Origin of the sequence: Aliishimia ponticola, assembly GCF_004803475.1 — a bacterium.
Taxonomy (GTDB): Bacteria; Pseudomonadota; Alphaproteobacteria; order Rhodobacterales; family Rhodobacteraceae; genus Aliishimia; species Aliishimia ponticola.
The window spans coordinates 1,211,487-1,230,586 of sequence record NZ_SRKY01000001.1; the positions used below are offsets into that span (position 1 = coordinate 1,211,487).

14 protein-coding genes are annotated in these 19,100 nt (G+C 62.9%); 2 read left to right on the top strand and 12 right to left on the bottom strand.

Translation table 11 applies throughout. From position 1 onward, the window contains the following. Positions 1-15: 15 nt before the first annotated feature. The 9 genes from murD to E4Z66_RS05800 form a co-directional block, all read right to left on the bottom strand. On the bottom strand, positions 16-1,416 hold the full coding sequence (gene murD / locus E4Z66_RS05760) for a UDP-N-acetylmuramoyl-L-alanine--D-glutamate ligase (protein ID WP_136461982.1): 1,401 nt from the start codon (positions 1,414-1,416) through the stop codon (positions 16-18). A 72-nt stretch (positions 1,417-1,488) separates the two neighbouring features. Then, the gene (mraY, locus tag E4Z66_RS05765; protein ID WP_136461983.1) at positions 1,489-2,571 is read right to left on the bottom strand and encodes a phospho-N-acetylmuramoyl-pentapeptide-transferase; all 1,083 of its coding nucleotides are present in this window, start codon (positions 2,569-2,571) and stop codon (positions 1,489-1,491) included. After that, positions 2,556-4,028 carry a UDP-N-acetylmuramoyl-tripeptide--D-alanyl-D-alanine ligase gene (locus E4Z66_RS05770; RefSeq protein WP_136461984.1) on the bottom strand — a complete coding sequence of 491 codons (1,473 nt, stop codon included), beginning with the start codon at positions 4,026-4,028 and terminating at the stop codon, positions 2,556-2,558. The genes mraY and E4Z66_RS05770 overlap by 16 nt, the downstream gene beginning before the upstream one ends. Further along, positions 4,025-5,500, bottom strand: a complete 1,476-nt coding sequence (locus tag E4Z66_RS05775) for a UDP-N-acetylmuramoyl-L-alanyl-D-glutamate--2,6-diaminopimelate ligase (protein ID WP_136461985.1) — start codon at positions 5,498-5,500, stop codon at positions 4,025-4,027. Before E4Z66_RS05775 ends, E4Z66_RS05770 begins: the two co-directional genes overlap by 4 nt. A 121-nt stretch (positions 5,501-5,621) precedes the next feature. Beyond that, positions 5,622-7,409 (bottom strand): peptidoglycan D,D-transpeptidase FtsI family protein, encoded by a 1,788-nt coding sequence (locus E4Z66_RS05780; RefSeq protein WP_136461986.1) that lies wholly within the window; start codon positions 7,407-7,409, stop codon positions 5,622-5,624. Next, entirely contained in the window at positions 7,406-7,759 is a 354-nt protein-coding gene (gene ftsL / locus E4Z66_RS05785; RefSeq protein WP_136461987.1) for a cell division protein FtsL, read from the bottom strand. Before ftsL ends, E4Z66_RS05780 begins: the two co-directional genes overlap by 4 nt. Next, the gene (gene rsmH, locus E4Z66_RS05790; RefSeq protein ID WP_136461988.1) at positions 7,756-8,751 is read right to left on the bottom strand and encodes a 16S rRNA (cytosine(1402)-N(4))-methyltransferase RsmH; all 996 of its coding nucleotides are present in this window, start codon (positions 8,749-8,751) and stop codon (positions 7,756-7,758) included. The genes ftsL and rsmH overlap by 4 nt, the downstream gene beginning before the upstream one ends. After that, on the bottom strand, positions 8,735-9,226 hold the full coding sequence (gene mraZ / locus E4Z66_RS05795) for a division/cell wall cluster transcriptional repressor MraZ (protein ID WP_136461989.1): 492 nt from the start codon (positions 9,224-9,226) through the stop codon (positions 8,735-8,737). The genes rsmH and mraZ overlap by 17 nt, the downstream gene beginning before the upstream one ends. Positions 9,227-10,191: 965 nt before the next feature. After that, positions 10,192-11,283, bottom strand: a complete 1,092-nt coding sequence (locus E4Z66_RS05800) for an Mrp/NBP35 family ATP-binding protein (RefSeq protein WP_136461990.1) — start codon at positions 11,281-11,283, stop codon at positions 10,192-10,194. 224 nt (positions 11,284-11,507) lie between these two features. Between E4Z66_RS05800 and E4Z66_RS05805 the strand changes: the two genes are divergently transcribed. Further along, positions 11,508-11,738, top strand: coding sequence for a DUF1127 domain-containing protein (locus tag E4Z66_RS05805; protein WP_246035887.1), 231 nt, complete (start codon positions 11,508-11,510; stop codon positions 11,736-11,738). 455 nt (positions 11,739-12,193) lie between these two features. Here the strand turns inward: E4Z66_RS05805 and E4Z66_RS05810 are convergent, their stop codons facing one another. After that, positions 12,194-14,548 (bottom strand): ATP-dependent helicase, encoded by a 2,355-nt coding sequence (locus tag E4Z66_RS05810; RefSeq protein WP_136461991.1) that lies wholly within the window; start codon positions 14,546-14,548, stop codon positions 12,194-12,196. Between the two features lie 103 nt (positions 14,549-14,651). On the opposite strand from E4Z66_RS05810, the gene E4Z66_RS05815 reads away from it, so the two are divergent. Further along, on the top strand, positions 14,652-15,794 hold the full coding sequence (locus E4Z66_RS05815; RefSeq protein WP_136461992.1) for an alpha-hydroxy acid oxidase: 1,143 nt from the start codon (positions 14,652-14,654) through the stop codon (positions 15,792-15,794). 10 nt (positions 15,795-15,804) lie between these two features. Here E4Z66_RS05815 and E4Z66_RS05820 read toward each other — a convergent pair whose 3' ends face one another. Next, entirely contained in the window at positions 15,805-16,923 is a 1,119-nt protein-coding gene (locus E4Z66_RS05820; RefSeq protein WP_136461993.1) for a CaiB/BaiF CoA transferase family protein, read from the bottom strand. Continuing rightward, complete coding sequence (locus tag E4Z66_RS05825) at positions 16,920-19,067, bottom strand: 3-hydroxyacyl-CoA dehydrogenase NAD-binding domain-containing protein (protein WP_136461994.1); 2,148 nt, start codon at positions 19,065-19,067, stop codon at positions 16,920-16,922. Before E4Z66_RS05825 ends, E4Z66_RS05820 begins: the two co-directional genes overlap by 4 nt. Positions 19,068-19,100 lie beyond the last annotated feature (33 nt).

Below are 19,100 nucleotides of genomic sequence, written 5' to 3' on the forward strand. Positions count from 1 at the left end.
GCGGCGCCACGCCCCTTAACTTTCCAATATACGTGAAATCTGCGCAACGAAATCGTCGCCGCGCTGCTCAAAGTTGTCATATTGGTCAAAACTGGCAGCCGCCGGGGCAAGCAGGATAACATCGCCCGGCTCTGCGTCTTCGATCGCGCGGGCCACGGCCTGCGCCATGGTTCCGCAGACCTCTGCTTCTGGCGCCAACTGCATCGCAAAGGCCGCAGCTTCCCGCCCGATCACATAGGCTTTGCGCACAGAGCCAGCAGCACCGCGCAGCGCTTCAAGCCCGCCATCCTTTTCCAACCCGCCGCAGATCCAACGGACGTTCTTGAACGCCTGCAACGCCCGCAGCGCGCTATCCACGTTGGTTGCCTTGCTGTCATTGACGAAGACCACGCCATTCGCCTCTGCGACGACCTGACTGCGGTGGGGCAGCCCCGGATAGGACCGCAACCCCTCTTCGATCACACGGGGCGCAAGGCCAAGGGACCGGCACACCGCATAGGCGCAACAGGCATTCTGGTGGTTATGCGCACCGGGCAGGCCCTTGATCTCCCGCAGGTCGATAGACCCCACCTGCCGCCCCTTGCGGTATTCGCTCAGATATCCCTTGCGCGCGAAAACGGCCCAGCCCGGCCCGCCCAGCTTGCCCGCCACCGACACGCGAATGACCCGGTCATCGCTGGGGCCTTCGGACATTTGCCCGGCAAGATAGCGGCCTTCAGCCTCGTCCACGCCGATCACAGCCCTATCCGGCCCCCCTTCGGAGAAGAGCCGCCGCTTGGCCGCGAAGTACCCGCCCATGCCTGCGTGACGATCCAGATGATCGGGCGAAAGGTTGGTAAACACCGCCACATCCGGTGTCAGCGCGCGCGCAAGCTCTGTCTGATAGCTGGACAGTTCCAGTACCACGACACTGCCATCGCCCGCCGGGTCGATATCCAGCACGCCGCGCCCGATATTGCCCGCAAGCTGCACATCGCGGCCCGCTGTTTCCAATACGTGATGGATCAAGGCCGATGTGGTCGATTTCCCGTTGGAGCCTGTCACCGCCACCACGCGCGGCGCGGTTTCGTACTTGTCCCATTCGCGCGATGCGAAAGAGCGGAAGAACAGGCCGATATCGTTGTCGACCGGCACGCCCGCCGCATAGGCCGCTGCGATCACCGGATTCGGCGCGGGGTAAAGATGCGGGATGCCGGGCGAGACGACCAGCAGGGAAAGGCGCTCCATCACCTTGTCGCGGCCAAGCTCTGCCACGGTGATGCCGTCCGCTTCGGCGCGGCTGCGCGCATCAAGGCTGTCATCCCAGACCAGAACCTCGGCGCCGCCCGCCTGCAAGGCCCGCACCGCCGCCAGCCCTGACCGGCCCAGCCCCAAGACGCCAATCGCCTTGCCCTCAACACCTTGTATCGGAATCATGCCGTGCCCCCGTCATTTCCACGCGACATTGCCCGCAGCTTGATGGCAGGCACAAGACCGGCGCCCGGCCCCTTAACGCACTTTCAGCGTTGCAAGGCCGATCATGGCGAGGATCAGCGAGATGATCCAGAAGCGGATCACGATGGTCGGCTCTGCCCAGCCCTTCTTTTCGTAATGGTGGTGGATCGGCGCCATCAGGAAGACCCGCCGCCCGGTGCGCTTGAAGTAAAGCACCTGAATGATGACCGACAGCGCTTCTACCACGAACAGACCGCCGACAATGGCCAGAACGATCTCGTGCTTGGTGGCGACCGCAATAGCGCCCAAAGCCCCCCCCAATGCGAGCGATCCGGTATCGCCCATGAACACCGCCGCAGGCGGCGCGTTATACCACAGGAACCCCAGCCCGCCGCCGAACAGCGCGGCGCTGAAGATCAGGATTTCCCCGGTGCCCGGCACGTAATGGACGTCGAGATATTCGGTGAAATCGACCCGGCCCACCGCATAGGCGATGATGCCCAAGGTGCCGCCTGCGATCATCACCGGCATGATCGCCAGCCCGTCAAGCCCATCGGTGAGGTTCACCGCATTAGCCGCGCCCACGATGACGATCACGGCGAAGGGCACGAAGAAATAGCCGAAATTCAACAGGATATCTTTGAACACCGGCAGCGCGAGCTGGTATTGCAACTCTTCTGGATGGGCATATGTCGCGGCAATCGCAGCCACGGCGGCAATCACCACCCCAAGCGCAAGGCGAATGCGCCCCGGCACACCGTTCGTATTCTGGCGCGAAACCTTGGCGTAGTCGTCGAGGAACCCGATCAGCGCAAAGCTGAGCGTTACGCCCAGCACGATCCACACGAATGGATTGTCGAGCCGCGCCCAAAGCAGCGTGGATGTCGCCAGCGCGCCCACGATCAGCAAGCCGCCCATGGTGGGCGTGCCGGCCTTGGCCAGATGCGCCTCCGGTCCGTCCTCGCGGATCGGCTGGCCCTTGCCCTGCCGCTTGCGCAGCACCGCAATCAACGGACGCCCGAACAGGAACCCGAAGATAAGCGACGTCAGAAACGCCCCGCCCGCACGAAAAGTGATGTAGCGGAAAAGGTTGAAGAAATCGCCGCCATCCGACAAAGCGGTCAACCAGTAGAGCATGAGGCCTGTCCCGAAAACATTATCTTGTGGTCAAGTTGGTCGCCCGAATGACCCATTTTGCGAATGGCGTCAACGACAGAGGCCAGCTTCATCGACAATGATCCCTTGACCATCACCACGTCACCACTGTCGAGCTTGTGGCGCATCTGATCTGCCATTTCGGCGCTGGTTTCGGTCCAAAGGCCACGCTTTTGGGGCGGCAAGGCCTCGAACAGGTGCCGCATCAGCGGGCCGACGCAGTGCAGCACATCGACCTGATCGATCTGGGGCAAGCGGGCCAGTCCCGCATGCAGATCGGCAGCATCACTGCCCAGTTCCTTCATGTCGCCCAGCACGGCGATGCGCCGCCCCCGAGACACCCGCCCCACATCGTTGGTGACGGTCGCGGCGGCAAGAACCTCCAGCGCGGCGGCGGCAGAAGTCGGGTTCGCGTTATAGCTTTCGTCGATCAGTTGCAGCGTCATATGGTCTTCGATCGGGTCCAAGTGAATGACCTCGCGCGCGCCGCGCCCGCGATAGGGCGACCACCGCCCCAGCGATTGCAGGGCCAGCGCACGGTCCGCCCCGACCGCCTCGGCAGAGGCCAGCGCCCCCATGGCATTCATCGCGAAATGCCGCCCCGGTGTGGGCAGCTTGAACAGCAGCGGCTCGCCCGCTGCATGGCCTTCGATCACCGTCACCGTGTCATGGATGGAGACCTTTTCGAGCACGTAATCGCGCGCCTGCTCCCCGAACGAGACAGAGGCGCAACCGACCGCCTGCGCCTTGGCCGTCAGAATCCCCGCGGTCGAAATATCGGCATTCAGCACCGCCACCCCGCCCGGCACCAACCCGTCGAGGATCGATGCTTTCTCATGCGCGATGCCCTCGATGCTTTCAAAGGCTTCCAGATGCGCGGGGGCGACGGTGGTGATCAACGCAACATGCGGCTGCGCCATCCGGGCCAGCGGCGCGATCTCTCCGGGGTGGTTCATGCCGATTTCGATCACGGCGAATTGGGTGTCGGACGGCATCCGCGCCAGCGTCAGCGGCACGCCCCAGTGGTTGTTGTAGGACGCGACAGAGGCGTGGGTGCGCCCCTGATCGGTCAGGATCGTGCGCAGCATCTCCTTGGTGGAGGTCTTGCCCACGGACCCTGTCACCGCGATGACTTTGGCGTCCGTGCGCGCGCGGGCGGCGCGGCCCAGATCCTCAAGCGCGGCCAGCACATCGGGCACCAGCAGGATCGGATCGTCATCTTCGACACCGCCGGGTATGCGCGAGACCAGAACTGCGGCGGCCCCTTTCGCCAGCGCGGCGGCGGCGAAGTCATGGCCATCCCGTTCGGCGCTGAGGGCGACGAACAAATCGCCCGGCTGAATCGTGCGCGTGTCGATGGACACGCCTGTTGCTGTCCAATCCCCTTTGGCTTGCCCGCCGGTCGCGGCAGCCGCCTCATTCGCAGTCCACAGGCTCATGTTAGCCCCCCATCCAGCGCGGCGACAGAAATGCTCGCCTGTTCGGCATCGTCAAAGGGCAGCACGGCGTCGCCGACGATCTGCCCCGTCTCATGGCCCTTTCCCAGAACCAGCAGCGCATCGCCCGGCCCCAGCGCATCCACCGCACGCAAGATCGCCTCTGCCCGGTCGCCGACTTCGGTCGCCTCTGGGCAGCCCTCCATCACGGCGGCGCGGATCAGCGCGGGATCTTCGCTGCGCGGATTGTCATCGGTGACGAAAACGATATCGGCATGGCGTGCCGCAGCCTGCCCCATAAGGGGGCGCTTGCCCGCATCGCGGTCCCCGCCCGCGCCGACAATCGCGATCAGCCGCCCCATTACATGCGGGCGCAGCGCGTTAAGAGCGGTTTCAACCGCATCCGGCGTATGGGCATAATCCACATAGACCGACGCGCCATTGGCCCGTGTCGCCGCCAGTTGCATCCGTCCGCGCACCGTGCGCAGGCTTGGCAGCGTTTCGAACACGTCTTGCGGATCGGCGCCGCAGGCAATCACCAGCCCCGCCGCGACCATGACATTGGCCGCCTGGAAATCGCCCATCAGGTTCAGCCGCGTCTGATAGGACGCCCCGCCGAAACCGATGCGCAGCTCTTGCCCCGTGGCGTCCATACGCTGCCCTTCGATAGACAGGTCCGCGCCATGGGTGCCGACGGAAATGACCTCCTGCCCGCGCGCCGTCGCAATCGCCAACATATCAAGCCCGCGCGGATCGTCGATATTGATGACGGCGGTGCCCTCTTCGGGCAGCACCCGCGCGAAAAGCCCCGCTTTCGCGTCGAAATACGCCTCGAACGTGTGGTGATAATCCAGATGGTCCTGGGTGAAGTTGGTGAACCCCGCCGCCCGCAGCACCACCCCGTCAAGCCGGCGCTGGTCCAGCCCGTGCGAGGATGCTTCCATCGCCGCATGGGTGATCCCTGCCGCTGCGGCTTCGGCCAATGTGCGGTGCAACGTGATGGGTTCGGGCGTGGTATGGGCAAGCGGCGCCTGCCACGCGCCTTCAACCCCGGTGGTGCCCAGATTGACGGCAGGCAGGCCCATCTCTATCCAGATTTGCCGCACGAAGGTCGATACTGACGTTTTGCCATTGGTACCCGTGACCGCGACCATGGTCTGCGGCTGCTGTCCGAAATAAAGCGCCGCCGCCAGCGACAGTGCCTCGCGCGGGGACTCCGTGATCACCAGCGCCGCGTCCGAGGCGGACAGTTCCTGCGCCGCGATCTGCGCCCCGGCCGCATCCGTCAGAATGGCCGCAGCGCCCATGCGCAGCGCGTATTGGATGAAAGTGCCGCCATGCACGCGCGATCCGGGCAAAGCGGCGAAAAGGTGCCCGTCCTTCACCATGCGGCTATCGACGCTGAGCCCGGTGATGACCGGGTTTGCGTTGCCTTTTGCGGTGAGGCCGAGGTCGGAAAGAGTCTTGCTGGTCATGGCTCAGCCTCTTGCGCGCAATTGCCGCGCTGTGCAAGGGCCAGCGCGGGTGCTGCGCTGAGGGCCGCGCCCCGCCAAAGCGCCCCGTGGAATGCCCGGCACCGCACCGCGCCGCGCATCATCATTGCCCGGATGTCAGCACGACCTCGTTCAGTGCCAGCGGATCGGCCTGCGGGCGCAATCCCAGCAAAGGAGCAACACGGCGGATCATCTCTGCCGCGACGGGAACGGCGGTCCAACCCGCGGTGCGCCGAGGCTTGTCGCCGCTGGTTTCCACCGGCTCGTCCAGCGTGACGATCAGCACATATTGCGGATCATTGGCCGGGAACATGCTGGCGAAGGTCGCGATGACCTTATCCTCGTAATACCCGCCGCGCGGCTTGGGTTTATCGGCGGTGCCGGTCTTGCCCGCCACTTGATAGCCAGCGACTTCGGCCATGCTTGCCGTGCCCGAGGTCACCACCGCCCGCAGCATCCGCTGGGCCTGAAGGGCGGCGTTCGCGCTCATCACCCGCGTGCCCTCTTGCGGGCCCGATTGCTTGACCACCGTTGGCTTGACCATGCGCCCACCATTGGCGATCGCGCTGTAGGCCGCTGCCAGATGCATGGGCGATGTGGAAATGCCGTGCCCATAGGAAATCGTCACCGCACTGACATCGGTCCAGCGCGTGGGATAAAGCGGCTTGCCGGTCGCGGCTTCGACGATCTCGAACGGGGTTTCGTGCAGCAGACCGAGCCGCTCCATCAGCGCCTTCTGCCGGGTCGGCCCAATCATCAGGGCCAGACGCCCGGTCCCCCGATTGGAGCTTTTCACGATGATATCCGTCACCGACAGATCGCCGTATCGCTTGTTGTGAAACTCGCCGATGCGGTGGCCACCGACCTTGAGCGGCTCATTCGTGTCGAAGATCGTCGACGGCGATACCAGCCCCAGATCAATCGCCTGCGCGGCGGCAAAAATCTTGTAGACGGAGCCAAGCTCATACACACCCTGCACAAAGCGGTTGAACAGTGGGCTATCCCCCTGATCACCAGTCAGGATCGGGCGCGGACGGTCGTTCGGGTCGAAATCGGGCAGCGACACGGCAGAGATCACCTCGCCGGTCTCCACATCCATCAGGATCGATGTCGCACCCTTGGCATTCATGATCCGCATCCCGCCATACAGAACACGCTCTGCCGCCGCTTGCACCGTCAGGTCGATGGAAAGCTCCAGCGGGGCGTTGCCATTGGCCGGGTCGCGCAGATAGTCGTCGAAATATTTCTCGACCCCGGCAATCCCGATCACCTCGGCAGCGCCGACGCCTTCCTTGCCGAAAGACGCACCGCCCAGAATATGCGCGGCCAGCTTGCCATTGGGATACAGCCGCATCTCACGCGGGCCGAACATCAGCCCCGGCTCACCCAGTTCATGGACGGCCTGCATTTGTTCGGGGCTGATTTTCTTCTTTACCCACAGGAACTTGCGCTTGCCGGTGAAATCACGCAGCAGCCGGTCGCGATCCAGGTCGGGGAAAATCTGCACCAGCCCATCGGCCGCGCGCTCCGGCTCAACCATATGGGGCGGCTGGGCATAAAGCGCGTGCGTGTCGAGATTGGTCGCAAGGATGCGCCCATGACGGTCCACGATATCGGCCCGCGCATTGGAAATGACAGAGCCCGGCGCGGCGGCGCGCGGCTCTACCGGCTCGGAACTGGCCAGCATCGACATACGCGCGCCCACGACGACAAAGGCGCACAAAAAGAACACGCCCAGCACCAGAAGCCGCCCTTCAGCCCGCAGACGCGACTGATCGCGCATTTGTTCATGGCGAATGCGGATATTCTCCCGTTCGATCGCATCGGGGTTCTCCCCCTTCTCGCGTGCTTCGAGGATACGGGGCAGCGGGCGGAGCGGCGTGCGGATCATGGCTGCGCCTCCGGTGCATTGGCGGACGACACTTCAATCGAGTTGATCAGCGGCAGCAACGGACGCGGCGGGTAAGACACCTGCTCCACAAGTCCGAACTGGTCGGGGCGCAGCGGCATCAGCCCAAGGCGCTGGAAGTTCAAATCCGCCAGTTCCCGCAAACGGTCAGGACGGTTGAGATAGGCCCATTCGGCCCGCAACATGGTCAGCCGCCCATGCGCCGCACGAATTTCCCGGCGCAGCTGTTCGGTATCCTTCAGCGCCTGCTGGGTCGCGTAATTCTCGCGGTAGGCCCAAAAGGCCAGCCCGACGACGGCGCAGGTGGTCAGAATGTAAAGCACTGTTTTCATTTACGATCTCCCGGCAACTCGGGCATTGAAATATCCTTGGCGGCAACATCGCCATGGGGCACATCGGTGCGCCGCGCGACCCGCAACCGGGCCGAACGCGCCCGTGGATTGGCGGCGATCTCGTCAGCATCGGGCGCGATGGCCTTGCGCGGCGTCAGTTCGAATTGCGGCGCGGCGATCTCGGTCTCTGGCGCATAGCGGTTGGCCCGCCCGCCGCCGCCAGAACGCGCCGTCAGAAAACGTTTCACCATCCGGTCCTCGACCGAATGGAAGGTCACAACCGCCAGCTTGCCGCCGGGGGCCAGCGCCCGCTCTGCTGCCATCAAGCCGCGCCACAGCTCCCCGTATTCATCGTTGACCGCGATGCGCAGCGCCTGAAAGCTGCGGGTCGCGGGGTGCGACTGGCCCGGTTTGGCGCGCGGCAGGCAGGATTCGACGATTTCCGCCAGTTCCAGCGTCCGCGTGATCGGGCCCTGCGCCCGCGCCTTCACAATCGCCTTGGCAATCCGGCGCGAGGCCCGCTCTTCTCCGTAGTGAAACAGAATGTCCGCCAGCGTCCGTTCATCGGCTTCATTGACCAAATCCGCCGCACTCGGCCCGTCCTGGCTCATCCGCATATCCAGCGGCCCGTCTTTCATGAAGGAAAAGCCACGCTCTGCCAGATCAAGCTGCATGGAGCTGACGCCCAGATCCAGAACCACACCATCCAGCCCTTGCGCATACTCGTCCATCCGGGAAAACACGCCCTGCTGCATCACAAGGCGGTCGCCATATTGGCCCGCCCAGTCCGATGCCAGTTCAAACGCCAAGGGGTCGCGGTCCACCGCAATCACCTTGTCCGCGCCCGCATCCAGCAACCGCCGCGTATAGCCGCCCGCCCCGAAGGTGCCATCCAGCCACGTGCCCTGGATCGGCGCACAAGCCTTCAAGATCGCGTCTATGAGAACCGGAATATGTGGCCCCCCGGCGGTCATCTTAATCGTAATCCCCATCCAGATAGATGGACGGATCGACATTCGGGTCGAAATCTTCGTCGCCATACGCCTCGATCGAGGCGTCATAGGCGTCTGGCTCCCAGATTTCGAACGTATCGCCCGAGGCCACGAATTTCGCCATATTCGTCAAACCGATCTTTTCACGCAGCTTCGCGGGCAGCACGATCCGCCCGGTTTCGTCCACAACAGTGTCGATGACTTGCGCGCTATAAAGCCGTTCCATCGCGCGGCGACGCCCAGAGGCGCGCGGAAGACGGGCGATCTTTTCGTCGACCTCGTCCATTGCTTCGATGGTGAAACCTTCAAGGTAGTTCCGCGTGGCGCCGCCATAGACGATGATCAGCCGGGGCGGCAGGCCTTCGGTCCATTCCGGGTCGCACGCTTCGATTACACGGCGAAAAGAGGCCGGGATAGAGACCCTGCCCTTTGCATCGACCTTGTGGTCGCTTTCGCCTCTGAACCTGCGTGCCACGCCTGTCCGTCCCTTTTGTTACCTGCGCCGCGCGTCCGCGGTGCCGTTAAAACGAAAACGGCGGGTTGAACTGCTGCCACTGTTCAACCCGCCGCCCTCGTCCCGCCTTGCGGGGTGTCCAGCTGCGCGCGCCACCTGGGGGGATGTCTGCTCGCTCGCGCGCCGGATCTCTGGTCCGATGAAAGAGGAATGCCTGTATGAAACCTGCTTGGTCTTTTGTTTTGCTGGGGTCGTTTGGTGCCCCGTGGCCTGCTCTCATCTGATGCATATGGTTATGCGTGGGAATTCATGGTCTGGCAAATGTTTTTTGAAGGTCAGACGCACTAAATCCTGTTCCCCGACCGCGTGGAAAACAAGATATGGACGGAAAAAGGCGACAAAATTCGCCTAAGTTGTGAAATATGGAAAACTTAACACTACATATAGACGCGAGAGCACACGCCCGAAATTTCCCACATTTTCCCATATAACTTGGAAGCGATGACTGGAATATCAAGATGTTCCACTCATGTTCTCACAAACGGCGACCGGACTCACCATGAAATCACCGAAATTGATTCGAATTTCTATGGAATCGACGCACAGCCCGAAGGATGCGCCCATGATTTCCCATGCTGACCATGAATTCCCATACCAGTGCCGTGCCAGCCCCATGAAAGACCTGTTTGGGTCCAATCAGATCGGGAACACCAAGCGTATGGCACGACCATAGGCGTGCATTCTTATGAAGTTCTAAGGGATCTGATCGGGGAATTGCGCAGTGGACGGGGCGCTCGGACGCGCAATCTCCAGCCGGGATGGTGTCCTCCGCCCCGCTGCGCACTCCTTATATAGAGGTAAGGTCCGGCACGGGACGCCGCCGGACAGGACGATCCCATCCAATCCCAAGTGCGGCGCTATATATAAAGAAGGAACAGCCGCCCCGCCCCACAGACGATAAAGGTCCGGGCGAAGCGGCAAAAGATTCAGGCCATGCCGCCCTTGATCAACCCGTCCGCAATCTGGGCATAGGCCTGGGCCATCTGGCTACCCCCGGCGGCAATGGGCGTTCCGCCATCACCGGCCAGGCGCGTCTCAAGATCGATGGGCAGTTGCCCCAAAAGCGGCACGCCAAGCTTTTCTGCCTCCTCACGAACACCGCCGACACCGAAGATGTCATGCGTCGTGCCGCAGGTCGGACAGGTGAACTGGGACATATTCTCGATCAGGCCCAGCACCGGCGTCTTCAGCGTCTCGAACATGTTCAGCGCCTTGCGCGCATCAAGCAGCGCCACATCCTGCGGGGTCGAGACGACGATGGCCCCGGACACCTCGGATTTCTGACAAAGCGTCAGCTGCACGTCTCCGGTCCCCGGCGGCAGATCGACGATCAGCACATCCAGCTCTCCCCATTCGACCTGACCCAGCATCTGCTGCAACGCGCCCATCAACATCGGTCCGCGCCAGACCACGGCCTTGTCCGGATCCAGCATGAACCCGATCGACATAAGTGTGACCCCATGCGCGTGGAGCGGGATGATCGTCTTGCCGTCCGGTGATGCGGGGCGCTTGTTCACCCCCATCATGCGCGGCTGCGACGGACCATATATATCAGCGTCCAGCAAACCGACCTTCCGCCCCTTGCGCGCAAGCGCCACAGCAAGGTTCGACGAGACAGTAGACTTACCGACCCCGCCCTTGCCGGAGCCGATCGCCAGAATGCGCTGAACACCCGCAGGCTTCATCGGTGCGGCTTGCGGCTTGGGATGCCCCCCGATCTTAAGGCTTGGCGGCGCTTTCGGCGGGGCTTGGGAAGGACGCGCGCCCGCCGGGCCATGCGCGGTCAGCGCGGCTTGCACCTTTGTGACGCCGTCCAGCGCCAGAACCGCCGCCTCGGCCGCCTTGCGCACAGGTTCCATCTGCGCGGCGATTTCGGGCGACGGCGCCTCGATCACAAAGCGCACCACACCCGAATCTATGTCAAGCGCACGGATCATGTCGCGGCTGACAAGGTCACCACCGTCCGGAAGCGCGATCTGTGTTAGCGCAACCTCAACGTTCTTTTTCTGCACAGTCATTCATCGCCCCCTTACGGCTTTGCCGCATTAACTCGCACACCCCGCACGGAACGCAACCCCCGCACAACCGAAACGGGTAAAGTCTTAAGAATGCGTAACTTTTTACCCTACGTTAGCTTGCATGAGGCGCATAGCTGCATTGCAGCATTGCCCGTTGTGCAGGTGCAGCATAACCCTATATCTTGATCACAAGACGAGCACACTAGATGAGTTGAGGCAATCAAATGGCCTATTTTAACGAAGCACACTCCCGCGACGCCGGTCTGGCAGAGCGCATCGTCGACAACATGGCCCACTGGCTGGCCGGTGTCGGTGAAAACATGGCGCGCCGCCGTCTGGCACGCGTAACTTATAGCGAACTTTCCTCTCTGTCCGATCGGGAACTGTCCGATCTGGGCATTGGCCGGAGCCAAATCCGTGGCCTCGCCCAACAAGCCGCAGAGGGCAAGCTCTAAGGGCTGTAAAGCCCACAACAGTTGGTGTCCAGATATCTCCACTCCTCCTCCCTCGGAGATATCGGTCCAAAAGGCGGTGGTGGCACGTCCTCCTCCCTAGTGTCGCCACCGCCCGACAAGTTTGGTGTCCAGGCACCTCCGTCCTCCTCCCTAGGGGGTGCCTGTCCAAAAGCGGCGATGATGCGTCCTCCTCCCTAGCGTCATCGCCGCATGAAATTCGAATGTCAGGGGCGCCCGTCCTCCTCCCTAGGGTGAACCTGTCTAAAAGCGGCGGTGATGCGTCCTCCTCCCTAGCATCACCGCCGTATTTTTTTGTCCAACCGAAATATCGAAATGGCACAGCGAAAGCCGTGCGCGAGCCGTCCCTGACCGGGCCGATTGCGGGACGGTGGGCGGGGCGCCGTTCGTGCGAATGCGCGAAACAGCGCCGTCCTGCCGTCCGGAAAACTTAAAGATTAGAAGGGGATGTCGTCGCAGCCGGTCACAAAGCGGGACACGACTTTCTTCACGCCCGCCTTTTCAAACGCGATCTCCAGCTTGTCGCCTTCGATCCCGACAATCGCGCCATAGCCGAATTTCTGGTGGAACACGCGTTCCCCCATCGTAAAGCTCGACACTGCATTCAGGTCAATCACCGTATTGCGCGCTTCGCTCGGTTGACGCACCGGACGCTCGCTGCTGCGCGACTGCATCCGTTTCCAGCCCGGCGAATTGTAGACATTTGCCTCCGCCACGCGCTGTTCGATCCCCGAAACACCCGGCGAGGCAGCGCCATAGCCGCCGCCATACAGCCCCGGCGGGGTCATCACATCCACATGTTCTTCGGGCAATTCATCAATGAACCGCGACGGCAGCGACGATTGCCACTGGCCAAAGACCCTCCGATTTCCGGCGAAGGAGATCGTGCAGACCTCTTCAGCGCGCGTGATCCCGACATAGGCCAGTCGCCGTTCTTCTTCGAGGCCCTTCACCCCGCTTTCATCCATCGACCGTTGCGACGGGAACAGCCCGTCTTCCCAGCCCGGCAAAAAGACCATGGGAAATTCCAGGCCCTTCGCGGCGTGCAGCGTCATGATCGACACTTTCGCCTCTGCATCATCGCTGGAATTGTCCATGACAAGGCTGACATGTTCGAGAAACCCCTGAAGATTTTCGAACTCTTCCAAGGCCTTGACCAGTTCTTTCAGGTTTTCCAGCCGCCCCGGCGCTTCGGGCGTTTTGTCATTCTGCCACATGGTCGTATAGCCGGATTCATCAAGGATGATTTCCGCCAGTTCCATATGGGTCATGCCCGTGTCGCCCGCCATGCGGCCCCAGCGTGCAATCCCTTCGACAAGTTCCCCAAGCGCCGCGCCGCCCTTGCCCTTGATCAGCCCGGCCTGCACCGCCAGACGCGCGCCTTCCACAAGGCTGACCCCGTTCGCACGCGCTGTCGTCTGGATCGTCTGCTGCGCCTTGTCGCCGAGCCCGCGTTTGGGCGTGTTCACAATCCGCTCGAATGCCAGATCGTCTTCCGGGCTGGTCACCACCCGGAAATATGCCATGGCATCGCGGATCTCCATCCGCTCGTAAAAGCGCGGCCCGCCGATGACGCGATAAGGCAGACCGATGGTCAAAAAGCGGTCCTCGAAGGCGCGCATCTGGTGCGAGGCACGTACCAGGATCGCCATTTCATCAAGGCTCATCGGGCGCACGCCGCGCGTGCCTTTCTGCGCCGCCTCGATCTCTTCACCGATCCAGCGGGCCTCTTCCTCGCCATCCCAATGGCCGATCAGGCGGACTTTCTCGCCGTCCTGCGCATCTGTCCAAAGCTCTTTTCCCAGCCGGTTCGTATTGCCCCGGATCACGCCGGACGCCGCCGCAAGGATATGCGGGGTCGAACGGTAATTCTGTTCCAGCCGCACCACATGCGCACCGGGAAAATCCTTTTCAAACCGCAGGATATTGCCCACCTCTGCGCCGCGCCAGCCATAGATCGACTGATCGTCATCACCCACGCAGCAGATGTTCTTGTGCCCCGACGCCAGCAGCCGCAGCCACAGATATTGCGCGACGTTGGTATCCTGATACTCGTCCACAAGGATATACCGGAACCAACGCTGATATTGTTGCAGCACATCGTCATGGGTCTGGAAGATCGTGACCATATGCAGCAGGAGGTCGCCGAAATCGACCGCGTTCAGTTCCATCAGCCGGGTCTGGTACTGCGCGTAAAGTTCGATTCCCTTATGGTTATAGGCCCCCGCATCGGCGGTCGGCACCTTGCCGGGTACCAGCGCCCGGTTCTTCCAGTCATCAATGATCGAGGCCAGCATCCGCGCCGGCCAACGCTTGTCATCGATCCCGGCCGCTTGCACCAATTGCTTGAGCAGACGCACCTGGTCATCTGTATCCAGAATGGTGAAATTCGATTTCAAACCAACAAGTTCCGCATGGCGGCGCAGCAGCTTCACACAGATCGAATGGAAGGTGCCCAGCCAAGGCATACCCTCAATCTGTTGGCCCAGCATCCCGCCCACGCGGTTCTTCATCTCGCGCGCGGCCTTGTTGGTGAAGGTCACGGCCAGGATTTCGTTCGGGCGCGCCTTGCCGCGCGCCAGCAGATGCACGATCCGGGCCGTCAGCGCACGTGTCTTGCCCGTTCCCGCGCCGGCCAGCATCAAAACCGGGCCGTCCATCTGCTCTACCGCGGCGCGCTGCGCCGGATTCAGCCCGTCCAGATAGGGTGTAGGCGGGGTCGCCGCCGCCATCGCCCGCTGAGACAGAGGCACCGCGCCCTCGAAGGCATCCATTTCGTCGAAATCGCTCATACCCGGCAAACTAGCGCGCGCGGCCGGGGAGATAAAGACACGTTCGCACAATGTTCCGCGCAATCCTCTCGACATTTCGCGAGTGACCGGATGAAATCCGCCCATGACACTGGATGCCCGCTACCCCGCCCTTTCTGATCTGAAGGCCCGCGCCCGCGCACGTCTGCCGAAATTCGTTTGGGAATATCTCGATAGCGGCACTGGCGACGAAATCACGAAGGCGCGCAATCGCACCGCGCTGGACGCGCTCCGCATGATGCCGGGCATTCTGCATGGAGAGTTCGACCCGGATCTGTCGGTGGACCTGTTCGGGGCACGTATGCCCCTGCCCTTCGGGATTGCCCCGGTCGGCATGTCCGGGCTGGTCTGGCCCGGGGCCGAACGTGCGCTGGCCAAGGCCGCCGCCGCGTGGGGCATCCCCTATACCCTGTCCACCGTCGCCGCCGCCGCCCCGGAAGAGGTCGCGCCGGTGCTGGGCGATCACGGCTGGTTCCAGCTTTATCCGCCGCGCGATCCCGAAATCCGCCGCGATATGCTGCGCCGTGCGCAGGATTGCGGCTTTGGCACCTTGGTGCTGACGGTCGATGTTCCGGTCGCCTCGCGCCGCGAACGCCAAACGCGGTCCGGGCTGACGCAGCCGCCCCGGCTGACGCCGCGCCTTGCGGCGCAGGTTGCGATGCGCCCTGCCTGGGCGCGGGCCGTGGCGCAGGCCGGGATGCCGCGGATGCGTATGCTCGACAAATACATCACCGCCGATACGGGCAATCTGCCCTCCACGGCGCATATCGGATACCTGCTGCGCACGTCGCCCGACTGGGACTATCTGCGCTGGCTGCGCGATCACTGGAAAGGCAGGTTGATCGTGAAGGGCGTGCTGAACGCCGCCCATGCGGCGCGGCTTGATGCTGAAGGCGTCGATGGGCTTTGGATTTCCAACCATGCTGGACGGCAATTCGATGCCGCCCCGGCAACTATCGAAGTGCTGCCGCAAATCCGGGCCGCCACCAAGGCTCCGCTGATCTTTGACAGCGGTGTTGAGACCGGATTGGACATCCTGCGCGCATTGGCACTCGGCGCGGATTTCGTCATGCTGGGCCGCGCGTGGCATTTCGCCCTTGCCGCCTTGGGGCCAGAGAAAGGCCCCGACCATCTGGCGCATATCCTCAGCGCCGATCTGAAGGCCAATATGGGCCAGCTGGGCGCGCGCAGCCTGGCCGATTTGCCACCGGCCCGGAAATGGGATTAACCCACCCCGGTCAGGTCAGCGCCCCTGCCGCACGCATGGCGGCGATGTCGTCCGCTGAATAGCCGGCCTCTTGCAGAACCGCGTCTGTATCGCCACCCGGTGCGGCGGGCGGTGCCGGCATTGCGGGCGCCGTCCGTGAAAAGCGCGGCGCCGGGGCCGCTTGCGATATGCCGCCGGGTGCAACGAAAGTCTGCCGCGCCGCCATATGCGGATGCGCGGGCGCTTCATCCCAAGTCAGCACCGGTGTCGCGCAGGCATCGGTCCCGTCGAAGATTGCAGCCCATTCGTCGCGCGTCTTCAGGCGAAACAGGTCTGCATAGCTGTCGTGCATATCAGGCCAGCGTTTTGGGTCATGTTGCTGCGCCAGATCCGCCTCCGGCAAACCTGCCCTGGTGACCAGCTCGGCAAAGAATTGCGGCTCCAACGGGCCGACGGCAAGGAATTTGCCATCGGCGCATTCATAGGTCCGGTAGAACGGCGCGCCACCATCCAGAAGGTTCGCCTCGCGCCGGTCCTGCCACTGCCCCATGGCGCGCATGGAATGAACCAGCGCCATCAAGGCCGAGGCCCCGTCCACCATCGCGGCGTCAATGACCTGCCCCCGGCCAGAGCGTTCCCGTTCCCAAAGCGCGGCCATGATCCCGAACAGCAGAAACATCGTGCCGCCGCCATAATCGGCCGCGATATTCAGCGGCGGTGTTGGCACATCCCCGGCCCGGCCCGTTGCATGGAGAAACCCGGTCAGCCCCAGATAGTTGATGTCATGCCCGGCCATCTGCGCCCATGGGCCCTCCTGACCCCAGCCTGTCATTCGGCCATAGACCAGCGTATCGGCCAGATCATCCGGGCCAAGGCCCAGCTTTTCCATGACGCCGGGCCGAAACCCTTCGATCAGCACATCCGCCTTGGAAATCAGACGTTTGGCCGCTGCAATTCCATCTGGTTGCTTGAGGTTCAGCGCGACAGAGCGTTTGCCCCGGTTGTTGATATCCGCAGGGTTGGCCTTGCCCGATTTGCGCGTGATCAGCGTGACCTCGGCCCCGAGATCGGCCAGCAACTGCCCCGCCAAGGGCGCAGGGCCAAGCCCCTGCATCTCTACAACCCGCAGTCCCTCCAATGGCCCGGTCATGCGGCGGCGACCTTTTCGCTGCGAAGTCGATCCAGCGCCGTCGGCGCGATGTCGAACCGTTCGCCATATGCATCGGCCAGTTCAGCTGCGCGCGCGGCAAACGCATCGATCCCGACGCCGCGAATGAACTGGATCGCGCCGCCGGTATGGGCCGGGAACCCGATGGCGAAAATGCCGCCCAGATTGGCCTCGACCTCTGTGTTCAGAACGCCTTCATCCAGACAGCGCAGGGTTTCGATCGCCTGACGATACAGGATGCGATCCACCGCATCGGCCTGCGAGATTTCCGCATTGCCCTTGGCGAACTGACTTAGTCCGGGCCAGAGCGTTTTGCTGCCATCCGCGGAATAGTCGTAGAAGCCGCCACCATATTGCCGCCCGCCGCGGCCCGCCGCGATCATCGGCCCGATCACCGCAGGCGTCGCCGTGTTGTGTTTGCCATACCCGCTTTCCACCCCAAGCCGTGCGTCAAGCGCCGCATGGGTCTGGCTGACTTTCTGGCCAAGGACCAGCGAGACCTCGTCAAACACTGCCAGCGGCCCCACCGGCATCCCCGCCGACCATGCCGCCCGCTCAATCGCCACCGGGTCCATCCCGTCTTGAAGAAGTTGCAGCCCCTCATCCATGAACGTTCCGAACACGCGCGAGGTAAAGAACCCACGGGAATCATTCACGACAATCGGCATGTAGCCGATCTGCTGCACGTAATCATACGCCTTGCGCAGCGTATCCTGACTGGTCTTCTCGCCCATGATGATCTCGACCACCTTCATCTTGTCCACCGGGCTGAAGAAATGCAGCCCGATAAAGCGGCTGGGATCGGGGCAAGCCTCTGCCAGGATCGAAATCGGCAGGGTCGAGGTGTTGGAGCCGTAGATACCATCCTGCGAAAGCTGTTTGAACGTCTCGGGGATGACCTTTTCTTTCAGCGCGATATCCTCGAACACGGCCTCGATGATGATATCCGTGCCCGCGAAATCGGCATCCTGCGCGGTGGGGGTGATCCGGTCCAGCAAGGCCGCCTTGCCCGCATCGTCCATGCGTCCGCGCTTCATCGCCTTGTCACACAGGCCCGCCGAATATTGCTTGCCAGCCTCGGCCTTGCCAGCGTCCATATCTTTGAGAACCGACGGCAATCCGGCCTTGGCATGGGCATAGGCAATGCCCGACCCCATCATCCCTGCGCCCAAAATCGCGGCGCGCGACGCCTGCCAGCGCGGCCCTTCCGGGCGCACCGCCCCGGATTTGATCGCCTGCATCCCGAAAAAGAAGGTGGAAATCGCCGCTTTTGCCTCGGGCGAGACGATCAGTCCGATGAAACGCCGCGTCTCGTAGCGCAGCGCGGCATCGAAATTCATCCGCATGGAATTGACCGCCACGTCGAGGATTTTCTCCGGCGCGGGAAGCAGGCCACGGGTTTTCTGGAACAGCATCGCGGGCGCGACCTGCATGGTTTGGCGCACGCGCGGCTCCATCGCGCCGCCGCCCGGATAGCGGAACCCTTTCTGGTCCCAAGGTTGCGTATGTGCGTCCGGATTGGCCTTGATCCATGCCTTTGCAGCGGGGACAAGATCATCCGCCCCCGCAACGATCTCATCGACCATGCCCTGTTTCAGTGCCGTTGCCGGTTTCGCCTGCCGTCCCTCCAGCAGATAGGGCAGTGCTTTTTCGAGGCCAAGCAAGGCGGTCAGTCGCACCACCCCGCCTGCGCCGGGCAGCAGACCCAGCGTGACCTCCGGCAGGCCAACCACGGCCTTGGGATCGTCCACAACGATGCGCCGATTGCAGGCAAGGCACAGCTCATACCCGCCGCCCAGTGCCGCGCCATTGATGGCCGCCACCGTCGGAACCGGCAGCTTTTCGATCCGGCGATAGACTGCCTTGCTGGCCTCGATCCCGGCGAAGAGTTCTTCATTCGCGGTCTCGATCGCCAGCAGGTCATGCAAATCGCCCCCCGCGAAGAAGGTCTTCTTGGCGGATGCAAAGACAACGCCGGTCAGGCCCTCTTCGGCCTCCAGCCGGTCGCAGATCGCGCGCATCCCCGGTTCGAACCGGGCGTTCATCGTGTTGGCGTTCTGGCCCTGCATGTCGAGCGTGACAGTCACGATGCCATCTGCGTCTTTGTCGAAACGGAAATCTTCCATCTGGTCTCCTCCTTGCCGGGGTCGCATTTGCCC

Excerpts from the sequence above, each read along its gene's own strand:
- murD (WP_136461982.1), bottom strand. The coding sequence starts at position 1,416 with ATGATTCCGATACAAGGTGTTGAGGGCAAGGCGATTGGCGTCTTGGGG.
- mraY (WP_136461983.1), bottom strand. The coding sequence starts at position 2,571 with ATGCTCTACTGGTTGACCGCTTTGTCGGATGGCGGCGATTTCTTCAAC.
- E4Z66_RS05770 (WP_136461984.1), bottom strand. The coding sequence starts at position 4,028 with ATGAGCCTGTGGACTGCGAATGAGGCGGCTGCCGCGACCGGCGGGCAA.
- E4Z66_RS05775 (WP_136461985.1), bottom strand. The coding sequence starts at position 5,500 with ATGACCAGCAAGACTCTTTCCGACCTCGGCCTCACCGCAAAAGGCAAC.
- E4Z66_RS05780 (WP_136461986.1), bottom strand. The coding sequence starts at position 7,409 with ATGATCCGCACGCCGCTCCGCCCGCTGCCCCGTATCCTCGAAGCACGC.
- ftsL (WP_136461987.1), bottom strand. The coding sequence starts at position 7,759 with ATGAAAACAGTGCTTTACATTCTGACCACCTGCGCCGTCGTCGGGCTG.
- rsmH (WP_136461988.1), bottom strand. The coding sequence starts at position 8,751 with ATGGGGATTACGATTAAGATGACCGCCGGGGGGCCACATATTCCGGTT.
- E4Z66_RS05800 (WP_136461990.1), bottom strand. The coding sequence starts at position 11,283 with ATGACTGTGCAGAAAAAGAACGTTGAGGTTGCGCTAACACAGATCGCG.
- E4Z66_RS05805 (WP_246035887.1), top strand. The coding sequence starts at position 11,508 with ATGGCCTATTTTAACGAAGCACACTCCCGCGACGCCGGTCTGGCAGAG.
- E4Z66_RS05810 (WP_136461991.1), bottom strand. The coding sequence starts at position 14,548 with ATGAGCGATTTCGACGAAATGGATGCCTTCGAGGGCGCGGTGCCTCTG.
- E4Z66_RS05815 (WP_136461992.1), top strand. The coding sequence starts at position 14,652 with ATGACACTGGATGCCCGCTACCCCGCCCTTTCTGATCTGAAGGCCCGC.
- E4Z66_RS05820 (WP_136461993.1), bottom strand. The coding sequence starts at position 16,923 with ATGACCGGGCCATTGGAGGGACTGCGGGTTGTAGAGATGCAGGGGCTT.
- E4Z66_RS05825 (WP_136461994.1), bottom strand. The coding sequence starts at position 19,067 with ATGGAAGATTTCCGTTTCGACAAAGACGCAGATGGCATCGTGACTGTC.